At 36.4% G+C, this 13,865-nt stretch carries 10 protein-coding genes; 5 read left to right on the top strand and 5 right to left on the bottom strand.

What is annotated here, in order from left to right; translation table 11 throughout:
• Nucleotides 1-431: 431 nt before the first annotated feature.
• Nucleotides 432-716, bottom strand: a complete 285-nt coding sequence (locus ACFINF_RS05670) for a hypothetical protein (RefSeq protein ID WP_375620033.1) — start codon at nucleotides 714-716, stop codon at nucleotides 432-434.
• An 869-nt stretch (nucleotides 717-1,585) separates the two neighbouring features.
• On the opposite strand from ACFINF_RS05670, the gene ispG reads away from it, so the two are divergent.
• The 3 genes from ispG to ACFINF_RS05685 all read left to right on the top strand — a co-directional run bounded on the left by ispG (nucleotide 1,586) and on the right by ACFINF_RS05685 (nucleotide 5,621).
• Nucleotides 1,586-2,827: a flavodoxin-dependent (E)-4-hydroxy-3-methylbut-2-enyl-diphosphate synthase gene (ispG, locus tag ACFINF_RS05675; protein ID WP_375620034.1), complete on the top strand. Its 1,242-nt coding sequence runs from the start codon at nucleotides 1,586-1,588 to the stop codon at nucleotides 2,825-2,827.
• Nucleotides 2,828-3,318: 491 nt separating this feature from the next.
• Entirely contained in the window at nucleotides 3,319-4,470 is a 1,152-nt protein-coding gene (locus tag ACFINF_RS05680; protein WP_375620035.1) for an MFS transporter, read from the top strand.
• 773 nt (nucleotides 4,471-5,243) lie between these two features.
• A complete protein-coding gene (locus ACFINF_RS05685; protein ID WP_375620036.1) occupies nucleotides 5,244-5,621 on the top strand; it encodes a hypothetical protein in 378 nt (125 codons plus the stop codon).
• A 1,943-nt stretch (nucleotides 5,622-7,564) separates the two neighbouring features.
• Here ACFINF_RS05685 and ACFINF_RS05690 read toward each other — a convergent pair.
• The gene (locus tag ACFINF_RS05690; protein ID WP_375620037.1) at nucleotides 7,565-8,467 is read right to left on the bottom strand and encodes a polyprenyl synthetase family protein; all 903 of its coding nucleotides are present in this window, start codon (nucleotides 8,465-8,467) and stop codon (nucleotides 7,565-7,567) included.
• A gap of 409 nt (nucleotides 8,468-8,876) precedes the next feature.
• Between ACFINF_RS05690 and rpmF the strand changes: the two genes are divergently transcribed.
• On the top strand, nucleotides 8,877-9,056 hold the full coding sequence (gene rpmF / locus ACFINF_RS05695; RefSeq protein ID WP_005774555.1) for a 50S ribosomal protein L32: 180 nt from the start codon (nucleotides 8,877-8,879) through the stop codon (nucleotides 9,054-9,056).
• 268 nt (nucleotides 9,057-9,324) lie between these two features.
• Entirely contained in the window at nucleotides 9,325-9,453 is a 129-nt protein-coding gene (locus tag ACFINF_RS05700; RefSeq protein WP_375620053.1) for a hypothetical protein, read from the top strand.
• A 1,279-nt stretch (nucleotides 9,454-10,732) separates the two neighbouring features.
• Here ACFINF_RS05700 and ACFINF_RS05705 read toward each other — a convergent pair.
• The 3 genes from ACFINF_RS05705 to ACFINF_RS05715 all read right to left on the bottom strand — a co-directional run bounded on the left by ACFINF_RS05705 (nucleotide 10,733) and on the right by ACFINF_RS05715 (nucleotide 13,565).
• Nucleotides 10,733-11,317 carry a CarD family transcriptional regulator gene (locus ACFINF_RS05705; protein WP_273787664.1) on the bottom strand — a complete coding sequence of 195 codons (585 nt, stop codon included), beginning with the start codon at nucleotides 11,315-11,317 and terminating at the stop codon, nucleotides 10,733-10,735.
• 304 nt (nucleotides 11,318-11,621) lie between these two features.
• Nucleotides 11,622-11,963 carry a ferredoxin FdxA gene (fdxA, locus tag ACFINF_RS05710; protein ID WP_375620038.1) on the bottom strand — a complete coding sequence of 114 codons (342 nt, stop codon included), beginning with the start codon at nucleotides 11,961-11,963 and terminating at the stop codon, nucleotides 11,622-11,624.
• Between the two features lie 21 nt (nucleotides 11,964-11,984).
• Nucleotides 11,985-13,565, bottom strand: a complete 1,581-nt coding sequence (locus ACFINF_RS05715) for a hypothetical protein (RefSeq protein WP_375620039.1) — start codon at nucleotides 13,563-13,565, stop codon at nucleotides 11,985-11,987.
• Between the last annotated feature and the right edge of the window lie 300 nt (nucleotides 13,566-13,865).

Here is a 13,865-nt window from a genome sequence, read left to right on the forward strand (position 1 = left end):
AAATGGCTCTTCACGTTGGAAGATTTCGTTTGGTTTGTTATGATACATCTTTTAAAGCTCTTAAGCTTCTTATACTCCTATATCATGATGTAAAATAATGTTTCTTAGAATATTAAAGCGCATGCATCTTTACTCACTTCCATTTCTTTTGAAATAACTCAGTAGGGGGGATAGATGCAATGTTGAAAACTTTTCTTATAGTTTCTCACAACACTGCCCTTTGAGAAGTGGTGCCACCGCGTGTTTTGAGGACAGGGGTAGGGGATTGCCAGATAAAAAATTGGATAATAGACTGGCGAGATGGATGGAAAACTTATCTTTTGAAGAAAAATGTAAAGTTAGGGGGAAAGACGTAAAGTTTATATTTTGTAAACCATAAAAAATGCCCGCTTTGAATCGGGCATTAAAAGGGAAGGTTGTTGGGTGTGTTATTAATTTTTACGGATCAGCAAGAAGCTTACTAAAACGACTCCTGCTGCTAGTGCGAGGGTTTTTTTAGGATTTTCTTTTGCTTTTTTCTTTAATTCTGTAGCATGTTCGTTGAGGTGATAAAGCGCGTGACGGACTTTTTGTTTCCATGTGTTAAACAGCTCAGAAATGTTTTCAAAGTTATCATTTTGAGAACTCCAATGATTTACGGGGACCAGCTCTCTTTTTAATTGTGCTATACGTTTTTTAATTTTAGCATTTTTGGCGTTGGGTGAAAATAGACACATTTATTGACTCCTTCATGTGTTAAATTGTTGCGTGGCAGTTGGAATTGTGTTTGGGGTTTTGCTATAACGGCTTGAAAATTGAAAGGTTGCATTGATAATGCTGCGCGTGGGTGAGATGAGAATTAAGAGTTTGGTTTTAATGAGGCATTTTTTAATGTGTTCGAGTTCATTTCATGATGGTGTTTGTTAAGGATGTAAGGTAAAAATTTTTACAAAATGGTGTAAGATTCATTCAATCATCTTTATTTCATAAAGATGTAAGCCGGTGTCTTCATTGTTTTGTTTGTTTAAAGTGTTGGGATAGCTTTTGGCACTTGAAATAGTTTATAAGAAGTTTTTATCTACGTGTTCTCTTGTGGCTTTAGGGAGTGGTATTGATTGATTCAATTAAGAAGATTTAAAATGAGAAAATCTTACGATATTTGGGGTTGCCGTTCAAATCTGTAAAAAATAGATTATTATAAATCAGTATGTTGGATTAATTGGATGGTGTTTTTCATGCATTTTTAAAAATTGTGCTTTGATCGGCGTTATCTGTTGCGTTGTAAAACACTGTTTTGCGATGACGTGGATGTTAAGTGATAGGCATACAACTTAAAAATACAGTATTGTCTCTGTTTGGTTTCGGTTTCTTTTTGAATCAACCAAGTGTAGAAGTATAAACTTGAACAGAAGTAGTAGAACTTATCCGGTGCGTCTATAGGATGAATCGCACCTATGAGTTGAATTGCGTCAGTGGTTAGTAGGTGGAGCCTTTTGAGAGCAATCGGTTAAGATTGGGGGGCGGTGTAATTTTCGTCCTTTGAAGCGCGGAGGAAGTCAATGTAAATGATGATTGATAGCGCAGGTTTTAAAAATTTGAGGACTTAATGAGTACGACCTATTTTTTATCTAAACCACTTGAGCGTCGTCGGTCTATTGGTGTTGCTGTTGGTGATGTGATCGTTGGGGGGCAGAGCCCGATAGTTGTACAGTCAATGACCAATACGGATACAGCTGATGTTGATGCAACTGTTGCTCAAGTGGCTGCTCTTTGGCAAGCTGGTTCACAATTGGTTCGAATTACTGTTGATCGCGATGAAGCGGCGGCAGCTGTACCAAAAATACGGGAGCGATTGGAGAGGTTAGGATTTTTTGTACCATTGGTTGGGGATTTTCATTATATTGGTCATAAGCTTTTATCTGAGCATCCTGCGTGTGCTGAGGCGCTTGCAAAATATCGCATCAATCCTGGAAATGTTGGTTTTGGCGCAAAAAAAGATCGTCAATTTGCAGAAATTATAGAGATTGCTTGTCGGTATCATAAACCTATTCGCATTGGCGTGAATTGGGGCTCTCTTGATAATGCATTATTAACACGGCTTATGGATGAAAATGCACAGCAAGAAAATCCTTTATCGGTTGCTGAAGTGATGCGGGAAACTGTTGTGCAGTCTGCTCTGCAATCGGCTCTTTGGGCTGAAGAGATGGGATTGGGACGTGATAAAATTATTCTTTCTGCTAAAGTGAGTGATGTTCAAGATCTTATTGCTGTTTATACCACCTTGGCGGCGCGTTGTGATTATGCTCTTCATTTGGGATTAACGGAAGCTGGGATGGGAACAAAGGGCGTTGTTGCTTCTTCGGTGGCTTTGGGCATTTTATTACAGCAAGGGATTGGCGATACGATAAGAATTTCCTTAACACCAAAACCTGGTGGTGATCGGACACGAGAAGTAAAGGTGGGGCAAGAACTTTTGCAAGTGATGGGTTTTCGGCAATTTTTGCCCGTGGTTGCGGCTTGTCCTGGTTGTGGGCGCACAACTTCAACGGTCTTTCAACAATTGGCGCAAAAAATTGAAGCAGATTTATACAAAAATATGCCTGTTTGGCGTGAAAAATACCCTGGCGTTGAAAGTTTGAAAGTTGCTGTGATGGGGTGTATCGTCAATGGACCGGGGGAGTCAAAACATGCGGATATTGGAATCTCTTTGCCTGGAGTGGGGGAAAGTCCTGCGGCACCTGTTTTTATTGAGGGACAAAAGGTAAAAACTTTGCGGGGTGATCACATTGCTGAAGAATTTGAAGCGCTTTTGAGTGATTATATTCATACACGCTTTGGACAAGGTTGAGGTAAAAGTCGCATAAGGTTGGAGTAAAAAAGGTGGTGATGTTGTTTTTTAAAAACAAGCTGTCTTCAATGTGAAGAGGATGCTGTTATATGTTGCTTTAGCTACGGTCAATATTGTTATTGGGCGGCTTTATTATTCTAGGTAAAACCAGATGTTATGCATGTGTGAATCAGAATCATATGAAGGATGTTAATGAGTTTGTTAAGACTATTAAGCAAAACTATATGAATACTTTGATAGATCCGTAAATGTTGTTGCTGGTTCTTTGACTGCTCTTGAGGTAGTAATAACGGATTTTTCAAATGTCAAATTATAGAAAAAACATTATTCATTCATTGTTTCGGTATTGTTTCGGCATTTTCCAGCTATAAAATTGATAGGATCGAAGATCCTTATAGCGGTTATTGCCCTATTTGTCGTAAAATGTGAGCTTTTATGTTGATATAAAATGATGTATACGGGTGTCTTTTGGGGCGTTATTGGGGGAATGCATGACCAGTATATTAGCATTTGGATTTTTATTTAACGGTATAAGAATTTTAACAGGTGCCTTTATTGTATTTTATATGCTTGAAAAAGGGCTAACTCTTATTGATATTGGGATTATTAAGTCATTTCAGGCTTTTATTATGATGGTGACCGATATTCCTCTGGGATATTTTGCTGATCGAAAAAGTTATAAAATATCGATTGTTTTGGCAGCGGCTTTTGCTGCTACATGGCTATGTCTCATGGGATTTTCTACAAGCTTTTATGGATTTCTTTTGGCAGAATCTTTTAATGCCTTATCGCTGACATTGATTGCTGGCGCCTATAATGCTTTACTTGTTCAATATGCAAAAGAAAAATTGACATCGACTAAAAAAGTGCTGGGAGCGAGCTCTCAATATAATTACATCGGCATGTTTATATTCAGTTTAATTGGCGCATATTTTGCTGATTATTCTAGCCAATATATATGGTATATCGCGGCGTTTTTAATGTTGATGACAACACTATTTGGTTTGTTTTTTCTTGATGACCTGAAGGGAGAGAAAAAACCAAATAAAGCGAATTCTCTCATTTATGATGCTAAAGAGATGTTGTCTATTTTTATTAAAGTTCCTTATATCTCTTTATGCTTTTATTTTTCACTGATCTTTTTCAATATATTCTCGCAGTATTGGCAGTGGATATTTAAAGATCATAATATTAATGTCACTTATTTTGATCTTGGTGTGACATTTTCACTGATATTGCTCTCTCAGCTCTTGGCTAGTTTTCTCTTTACAAAACTAAGTGAAAGAGTGAATTTTATTTTATTGCTGTTTCTTTTGGTTTCACTGATTTTTACAGTGGTTTTCTTTGAGCCGAAAAAAGAAATTGCTGTTATTTTAGTCTGTATGATTTTTTACTTAATTAAGTATACATATCTGCGTGTAGAAGTTGTTTTGCACGATAGCATTAGTGATCATTTCAGGGCTACATATGAATCTTTCTTGTCAACTGTTGGGAGATTTAGCTTATTGGTATTTTTTTACATGAGTGCGTATATGGTCGATATATTTGGCTTTTTCTCACTCGTTTATGTTTTTGGTATCTATTTATTGGTTTATCTGTTGGCAATGTTTTTTTTAGAAGGAGCCCTAAAGAAATCTCAGTGAAAATAGTAACGTATTTCACGTGTGTTTCATGGGGTTTATAGTGGATCAAGGCTTTTATTTATTAAGGCGCATCATTGTTTTTGCATGTTGAATGGGAAAGCAGAATGTTATCCGTTATTCTTATTTCAAATCTATGTATGTTGAAGCAATCAAAGTCATCTGCTTGTACGTTATAAGTGGGCGTGGCATCACAATCATTAAAAAGGAAATAAAAATGCTTCTCATGAATATTGCACCAAGAGTTGCTGACAAGATTGGACGCTGATAAAGAAAATGATTGTACCGGATTATATGCTTATTAAGGAATGGTGATGGAGCAGTTTTCCCATTTTCATTGGTTACTGGCTGGTAACACTTTATCTCATTGAGCTAATTTAAGCAGTCGGACAATTTATAGCCTGTTTAAATAGGCTTTCCTCATGACTGATTTTATTATTGATATATTTAACGCGTTTTATTGCTGTTTTCTTTAAAATATCAATCATCTTGTTGAGATAATTTTTTACGTTGTTCATTCTCATTTTGAGTATTTTCTCTTTGGTTGTGGCGTTAGCTCTGTATTTTCTGATGTCATAGAATTTCTGATCCAGATAATAAACTTATCTATGGAAACTTTGAATGACATCCCCCTCTTTGAGAAGGAATAAAACCAAGTACAGAAATATTGTTGAGTACAATTTGCTATAAATAAGCCATAAGAAACCAACCCATATTGATATATTTGATAGGAATTTGTTAAGCCGTACAAATTATGGTTATTAAAAGGTAAAGTGATGGAATCGTTATCCATAACGCATATTGTAACATTTACAACTCTTTTTTCTGTATCTGTGTTGTTGGGATGTACGCGCGTAGATAGTCTAGAGCAGTACAATAAACTTTACGAAGAATACATCAGTGAAAAATACGAGGCTTTTGAACATTTTCAAAAGCAAGAACAAGCAAGAAATTTCGTCTATAGCCGTGGTTATCAGAATATAGCGCCCAAATTTGATATTATATGGCATCGTCACATACTTATTGTTTTATGTGGACGCTTTGTTAATTTATTACGTGGTGATTACAATGAGGAGATGTCATGGGCAATGCTACCCAATGTCATAAGCAGTTTGCGTTATGACTATAATTGGAGAGAAAGCGATTTTATCTAGGCTTATAATATGTCTATGAATTCTACCGACCCCATGATTGATTATGCGAAAAAATTTCTTAATTCTTCAAGCGGAAATGGTATTAGCCTAACAACACAAATTATTGACCTTGTGTCTAGTATGAGAGCTGGTCATGATGACAATACTAAAAAAATAGCGCGTTTTTGCATAGAGTTTAATACGATATATGACATGATGCAACCAAGAAGAATTTACAAATGACATTTAATGGGTAATGGGCAAAATTCTTCTGAAAGATATTAAATGGCTATGATACTCTATTGATCATCACGATATTTTCTTAGCCATGTTGCATGTTTTTTATTATGTCTTCAAAAGGTGGACATATTTTCCAGCTTTGGCAACAGGCATAGGTTCACTTACAATGATGCTTTTCATCTTAATAAGAAAATTGCACTTAAAGGAGGAAATTTAAACTTAGTTTGAAAAAAGTACTTATCATCAATTAAATTGTGCTATTACATATAATAATAAGATCTTTTTTATCTTTCTGTTGCAATGATCATTCTCTGTTTAATCTTATCAATTCTCTTTTTATGTGATGAATTGAATAAACGAGATAAAGAGCGTGACGAATTAAATTTGTACAGTGATCATGATTATTATTAAATTGAAGTTATTAAATAGTTTTGTAAAAATGTTTCTACTTTTGAAGGAGCGCGCTGACACTATCATTCACTTTGCTGTCCCCCAATGTTGCTACAGCTTTTGGCTCTTGAGACGATTCATAAGAGGTATTTTTTAATCCGTTCTTTGATGTTTTTTCCCACGCGGCGCTCCCCATTTGTGAGGGGCAAGCCAATGATTTTGGTTGATTCAACATATACAAATTGAAATGAAAGAATCCTACGGTCTTCAGAGTTCTAATTCAAGTTGAATAACGCTGAATTATTATTATAAATAAATTATTTGTAGCTTTCTTGCGAAGAAAAGAGAGATCAGTAATAATACTGCTTTGGTCTTTCATTCTATTGAAATTGATGACTTTATTTATCCTATTATGCCGTAACACACTGCCATTTGAGGGGTGGTGAAGGTCGCCTGTTTGACACATTAAGTATTTTAAAAATTGCATGGTAAATATTCTTAAGTCTTGTTTATCGAGTCTTTAGTTTAAGTGAATCGCATGCGTGGAAAGCTAGAGGAACTTACTCGGTTAAGAATCTAGACTGTTTACAGAGCAGATTGGGTTAAAAAACTTTGTTCTTTGAGGGTGGCATAAAAATCAAAATAGCCATTGTGTTCATTTTTTCTGATATTTTAAATACGGGCTTCAAAAAAATGATGCCTGAACTAAACAACGAGCATTTTTGTAAAAGTGTTTTTAGAGAGAAAGCAATATACGAGTGAATTTACAGAATGTAACCATATTTGATCTTCTATAACAAGATAGCGTGGAAAGGCATAAAAATTATGATTCTCTACTGAGGGCAGTGTACTCCCACGGTTGGCAATGAACAACAGATGACTTTGATAAGGTTACAAAGCCAATCGGCATTTTTATTGTCTTTTGCGGGTTTATGAAATGCCCTGTTTTATACTTATCCTGTTTATTTTTTGCCTTATCGTTAGAAGATTAAAGACATGAAAGAGAAAACGAGTTTTCTTTTTTCCGGTCGTTTTTATTCGGCTTTAAAGCATTCACGGTAATATCTTTTAAAGTATGGTGATTGCGCATTGTTTCACATTTTTTTTCGTTCATTCTTTAATGGAAGGTATTTTTCATGCAAAATAGGATACCTGGAATGCACTTGTGTTATAAATTCACGCGTTTTTTTTAATGAAATTCCTCTCAATATTTGTCGCATCTCATTTCATGAGAAGGACTATAATGGAGATTAATGGTAACGTTTCTTTGAAAGATTTATTATGCATTCAACAAAGATGATGGTGTACACTATGTGCAAAAGAGCGGATGAAGTTTAATTTTTGCGTATTGCACTAAAGTGTGCTGCTTGTTGGAGGGGGAGTGCCTTAGCGCCAAAAGGATGTAAGAATGCTTCTGCTTTACTGATGAGTGTATCTCGCTTTTTTTGGGTTTCTTCAATGCCATAAAGATGAACAAAAGTTGCTTTTTGTGCCGTTTCATCTTTCCCAGCAGTTTTTCCTAAGGTTTGCGTGTTGGCGGTGACATCAAGAAGGTCATCGGTTAATTGAAAGGCTAAACCAAGATAGGTACCAAAATTAGTAAGTTTTTCGGTTAATTCTTTAGATGCATTGCCAATGATGGCGCCTGCTTGGCAAGCAAAGCTTATCAGGGCTGCTGTTTTCATGTGTTGTAGAGTGATGATGTCAGTACTTTCTTGCGGTCTTTTTTCAGCTTCAAGGTCCAGCATTTGTCCACCTAACATACCCCCAAGTCCTGCCGATTGTGCAAGAGACGTGATCAGTTTGATTCTAATGTCTGTAGATAGAGTACTGGCTTTATGGGCAATGATTTCAAAGGCAAATGTTAAGAGGGCATTGCCTGCTAGAATTGCTGTTGCTTCGTCAAATGCTATATGGACGGTGGGTTTTCCACGCCGGAGTATATCGTTATCCATAGCGGGAAGATCATCATGAATGAGCGAATAACAATGGATACATTCTAAGGCACATGCAACATCAAGAGAATATTCGACAGGGATATCAAAAAGTGCAGCACTTTGAATCACAAGAAAAGGACGCAGGCGTTTTCCACCGTTCAGCACACCATAGCGCATGGCATTGATTAATTTTTTAGGGCGTGAAATTTCACCATTTTCGATTTGATCACTTAACAGGGTATCAAGCCGTTTTTCAACGGTGTGTCCGTGTTTTGCAAGAAGGGTGGTAAATTCGTGCATTCTTGCTTCCTTTGTTTTTACAAAAATGAAATTATGAAGTTTTAAAGAGAAATGTTGTTGCTTTTTCTTGTTTTCATAAATTGGCGTCGCTTTTTATTAAAAATCAATTTCTCTTTTTATCCGTATCTCTATTGTATGTGCAAATTCTCTTTTTATCCGTATCTCTATTGTATGTGCAAATCCCTTTTTAAGCCAAATAAAAATTGAATGAAGGTCTTATGAGAATGCTTTCATTGGTGTATAAAATTTTCAAATTTTGTGGTGTTTTTGATATTCATTTGTTCATTTTGACATTGCCTCTTCTTTTTTATCAGTGTATAACATCCTCAAATTTTATGGTGTTTTTAAATGAAGCATTGTCATTTTTGACATTGCTTTTTCTGTTTTAGTGGATTTGGAGTGTCTTTTTATGGCTGTACCTAAACGAAAAACCTCTCCAGCGAAGAGGGGCATGCGCCGTTCGGCTGATGCTCTGAAGGCGCCGACTTATATCGAAGATAAAAATTCTGGTGAATTACGCCGTCCTCATCACATTGATTTGAAAACGGGAATGTATCGCGGGCGTTCCGTTTTAGTGGTTAAAGACTGAGCGTTTTATCTTTTTTCCAGTAGTAAGCTTCTTTTGATTCATGAGTGAATGCACGCTTGGGGCGTGCATTTTCGCTTTAAGATAGATATTGAGGTGTCCTTGCGTCGCCCCTTATCACATTGATTTGAAAACGGGAATGTATCGCGGGCGTTCCGTTTTAGTGGTTAAAACTTTAGCGTTTTATCTCTTTTCCAGTAGTAAACTTCTTTTGATTCATGAGTGAATGCACGTTTGGGGCGTGCATTTTCGCTTTAAGATGGATGTTGAGGTGTCCTTGCGTCGCCCTCATCACATTGATTTGAAAACGGGAATGTATCGCGGGCGTTCCGTTTTAGTGGTTAAAACTTTAGCGTTTTATCTTTTTTCCAGTGGTAAGCTTCCTTTGATTCATGAGTGAATGCATTGGGTAAGATGCGTTTTTCGCTTTTTCTTGAGAACATGTGTGGGATAAGGCTTTGCCATAGAAAAATGATTCTATTGTGGGAGATGATTTTTTTGTTTTTTTGAGAGGCTATAAAGGATTGCTTGTGTCAGTGTCTTTTATGATGATTTCGTTAAGAGCTGGGGTATTGATATAAGTTAGGTCAGTAATGGAGTTATTTTGTATCGCACTTATTTTACTCACTCTAGAAGGAAATCCTATTAGACCGTAAATATCGTCGTTTAAGGTGGTTAACCCATATAAGGTTTTAAGCATACTGGTGTTTTTTATGAGAATATTTAAGGCAATGGTTTGTCTATAGGCTTATATTGTGACATGTGATTCTCCATAAAAATAGAGATTTACATCACATTGATTTATAAAGTTCATTCGTTGTTTTGTGCCTTGAATGAAAGGTCTATCGTAGGATTTTCTCATTTCAAATTTCTTGCATGTTGAATCAATGGCAATCACTTGCTTTTCGGTCACAAGTGGGGCTGGCATGTGGATGAACATTCTATAAGAAAGGACAAAATGTCTATAATGAATACTTTCAAAAGTATTTGGAATGCCTTTTACAGAATGGAGATGATGTTTTAGTTTATGCTTTTCTTTATCGTGTTCTTTAATGGGGAATGCTTCTCATGCAAAATAGAGCGCCCAAGACAAAATATGTTTATGTTGTACCGTCACGCGTTTTTTTAAAAGGAATATTTTTCAATATTTGTTGCATCCATTTTATGACAGCGTTTTTGAATGTTATAATGGTTTTGTAGAAGGGTAAATGGTAAAGTCTCGGTGCAGTGTGTAAACGGCACTATGGTCTTTACGCTTAATGAAAAAGCAAGTCCGCAGCCCCTTACACATTTTGCTAGATTCCAATGTTGGTATATCCTTTGGTGCTTGGACAGTTCTACTAGCTCTTTTTGTACAGTTTTTATCCACAGATCAGCCTCGCTTGTGACTGAAAAGCAAGAGATTTTGATTGATTCAGCATGAAAAAAATTTGAAATGAGAAATCTTACGATATTCAAGATTCTAATTTAATATGAATAATTCTAGATTATGATGATTAATCAATTTGTTATCTATCAAGCAAGAAAATGAGGAGGAGGAATTTGTCGAAAAGTTAGATTGTTTATAGGTTGGCGCTGGTTAAGAAACTTCGTCCTTAAGGGCAGAGAGGATGTTAAAAAAATAAAACCAGCGAAAAGCTGGTTTTATCAAAATATCATCATTATGATGAAAGAGTGTGTTACGCAGCGTAGACAGCTTTACTGTTTTCATCTGTTTCTTCTCTCTCAGTTTTAAATTCGCGTTTTGGCTTGTTGGAGAGATGCATCTCTATGAGATTAATAGCTTCTGTTTCAGAAAGACTATTAATAACCGCAATTTCGCGGGCCATTCTTTCAAGAGCAGCTGTATAAAGTTGGCGCTCAGAGTAAGATTGTTCAGGCTGTAAATTAGAGCGGAAAAGATCACGTACCACTTCGGCGATACAAATAAGATCTCCTGAGTTGATTTTAGCATCATATTCTTGTGCACGACGTGACCACATGGTTCGTTTAACGCGTGCTTTTCCACGTAAAACTTTTAAGGCGCGTTCGACAGAATCACTAGCAGATAATTTACGCATTCCAACGGAAAGGGCTTTTGCAATGGGAACTTTGACATCCATCTTATCTTTCGCGAAATGAATGACAAAAAGTTTTAATTTATGTCCTGCAACTTCTTGATCTTCAATCGCTATAATCTGCCCTACTCCATGCGTAGGGTAGACGATATATTCAGAGGTTGCAAATTCTTTGGTCTTGGAAGACGTTCCATGTTGGGATGCCATATTTTAGTTTACTCCCTTATGATCAACAAATGTATCGGAAAACAGGTTATAAACCTGAGGGTTGAGTTTTCTTTAACCAAGTATATTGTACCAATTAAGTGAGCATAAAAGCCGAGTACTTTTAAATCCAAAAAAAATACGTCGCTTTACTATAAAAAGCAAAGAAAAATACTTAGAAAGATGATCATGTTAAAATAACACTAACATCAAACTTTCAAAGAATCAATCATTTCGCTTAAGGATTTTTTTATTTTTACAAGAGAAGTCTTTCAATTGTTGAAGGAGGAGGGTGTACACTGTATCATTACTCTTTGCCGCTTCCTGGATTTTCTGAAAAATACTTTTCTAATTTATTTGGAACGCCATCCATTTCTTTTGCTTGAGGAAGAGGATTTTTTTGGGTGGTTAGATTAGGCCATTTGTTTGCATAATGAAGATTAAGTTCTAACCACTTTTCTAATCCTGGTTCTGTATCAGGTAAAATCGCTTCTGCTGGGCATTCTGGCACACAAACACCACAATCGATACATTCGTCGGGGTGAATAACAAGCATGTTTTCCCCTTCATAAAAACAATCAACAGGGCAGACTTCAACGCAATCCGTATATTTGCAGTGAATGCAGTTGTCGGTTACTACGTGGGTCAAGATCAAACTCCATTTGTTACTTTAATTCTCTTTAGAGGAAAGTGTGTGCGTATTTTTATGATTGGTGAGTTGATCGCGTAGTATAGCTAGTTTCGCAAAAGGTGAATCAGGATTAAAGCGCTTTTCTTTTTGTAAAGGCTTATGATTTGCATGTTTGCCTTGGGATTTGTGTAACTTATAAGAGCGTTTTGTTTGTGATGGTGCTGCTTGAGGGAAATTTTCATTTGTGTGTTCCCCTTTTTTTACAGCGTTCTTCGATTTATTTTGCCACTTATTTCCTAATTTATCACGTTTTTTTTGTGCGTGGTGGTGAAATTGATGTCTATAATGCCATAATAAAATAACTTTATCTTCTTCTGTAGGGAGAGGGGATTTGGCAAAATTTCCAACAGGTTCAGCTGCCGGTAAACGATTGGTTTTATGGGGATGTTTTTCAATACAAGAGGATAAAGTATTTGGGTATGAGGTATTTTTTTCTTCTCGTGTTGTTTCTGAATCGCTTATTGTTTTCCATTGACTGCCAACGCATTCTGCTGCAGGAACATCTTGCATTGTCCCATTGACAGGGGAAGAGGCTTGGTGTGCAAGGAGATTTTGTTCAAAAACAGTATTGCTTATGCTGTACGATTGATAACCAAGTCCTTTGAGGATTTCTTCCATATCGTTTCCATTGGCTCCAAGAATGGACATCATGGCTGGTGTAACAAAAAAACTTTTGCCATCATAGGCGCCATCGGGTTTGGGATCACTGCCTTGTTTCCAATGAAGTGCGGGGCGGATGAGATTGGCGAGACGTTCTAAAATATCAATTCGCACAGCACGTTGTCCTAAGATTCGGTAACCGGCTAATTGATAAAATTGGCGGTTATAGGTAGGGTCAACAATCAAAGAGGTGCGACCAGCAGATAATGCTGACAAAATTTCACCCAAACCAGTTTGATCTTGTCCCGCATTTTGAAGATTCCACAGGAGAGTAATGGCTTGAACCGGAGCAGGTTTAAGCATTCCGGCAACATAGATGTGAAAAGCGCCAAAACGTACGCCTAGACGCCGAAGCACAGCACGTGATTCTTGCGCAAGTTCTTTGACAATGTCTAAGACTTCGCGGCGTGGTAAAATCCCTAAAGAGTTAAAAAGTTGTAAAGCAAGACTGTTTGTTGAATCCGTTAAATTATCAGCATTACGCAAATCAAATAGAGGTTTTAAAGTCGTTTCAAAATGAAAGGTGACAAAGCGTTCTAATCGCTTCACAACGTTATTGCGGGATTCTCCTGTGAGTTGTTCATCTGCTAAAACAATCAGTTTTGGTTTGAAAAAATCTTCTGTTGCTACAAGCTGTCCTACGGGTTGACCAATCCAGCGCACAATTCCATCAGAACTGAGGGTAAAATCTCCATTTGCACAAGCACAAAAACGTGTCGCGCGTTTGGAAAAAGCAAGAATCAAATTTTCATTCTCTGTTGAAATTTGCTTCTCAGCTATTTGATCAGTACTGTTTTTGTTGGCATAAAAACGAAAACCTTCAAATTTACCCCTTCCGTGTTTTTCAATGAGAATATCATCTTGAAGAATTTCATCCTGTTGAACAATCTTGCTATCCATGATCATTTTCTTTCTCAGTGCGAAATTGGTCAAAAGCTTTTTGCGACAATTTCATAATGCTTCTTTTTCTTTAACACGTTTGTTGCGTTTGCTTCAATCACTCTTGTCGTTTTTTGCTGTTTCTTTTTGCGTCTTTAAAACTTGGATGATTCTTTTTTTTTATTCAGTTTTGATGCTTTATATTTGCAAATTACACTTATTGGTTGTATTGTAAAGCTGAAAGCCTAAATAAATTCTTCAATTTAAAAGGAAATAGAACCGGTTATCAAAAAACAGCTTTTGTTTTACATGATCATTTTA

The sequence above is a fragment of the Bartonella sp. TS25HLJMH genome, assembly GCF_042193505.1.
GTDB classification, from domain to species: Bacteria; Pseudomonadota; Alphaproteobacteria; order Rhizobiales; family Rhizobiaceae; genus Bartonella; species Bartonella grahamii.

What these genes read in the sequence shown, in the direction of transcription:
- ACFINF_RS05715 (WP_375620039.1), bottom strand. Translation starts at nt 13,565, where the DNA reads ATGGATAGCAAGATTGTTCAACAGGATGAAATTCTTCAAGATGATATT.
- ACFINF_RS05680 (WP_375620035.1), top strand. Translation starts at nt 3,319, where the DNA reads ATGACCAGTATATTAGCATTTGGATTTTTATTTAACGGTATAAGAATT.
- ACFINF_RS05670 (WP_375620033.1), bottom strand. Translation starts at nt 716, where the DNA reads ATGTGTCTATTTTCACCCAACGCCAAAAATGCTAAAATTAAAAAACGT.
- ispG (WP_375620034.1), top strand. Translation starts at nt 1,586, where the DNA reads ATGAGTACGACCTATTTTTTATCTAAACCACTTGAGCGTCGTCGGTCT.
- rpmF (WP_005774555.1), top strand. Translation starts at nt 8,877, where the DNA reads ATGGCTGTACCTAAACGAAAAACCTCTCCAGCGAAGAGGGGCATGCGC.
- ACFINF_RS05705 (WP_273787664.1), bottom strand. Translation starts at nt 11,317, where the DNA reads ATGGCATCCCAACATGGAACGTCTTCCAAGACCAAAGAATTTGCAACC.
- ACFINF_RS05690 (WP_375620037.1), bottom strand. Translation starts at nt 8,467, where the DNA reads ATGCACGAATTTACCACCCTTCTTGCAAAACACGGACACACCGTTGAA.
- ACFINF_RS05685 (WP_375620036.1), top strand. Translation starts at nt 5,244, where the DNA reads ATGGAATCGTTATCCATAACGCATATTGTAACATTTACAACTCTTTTT.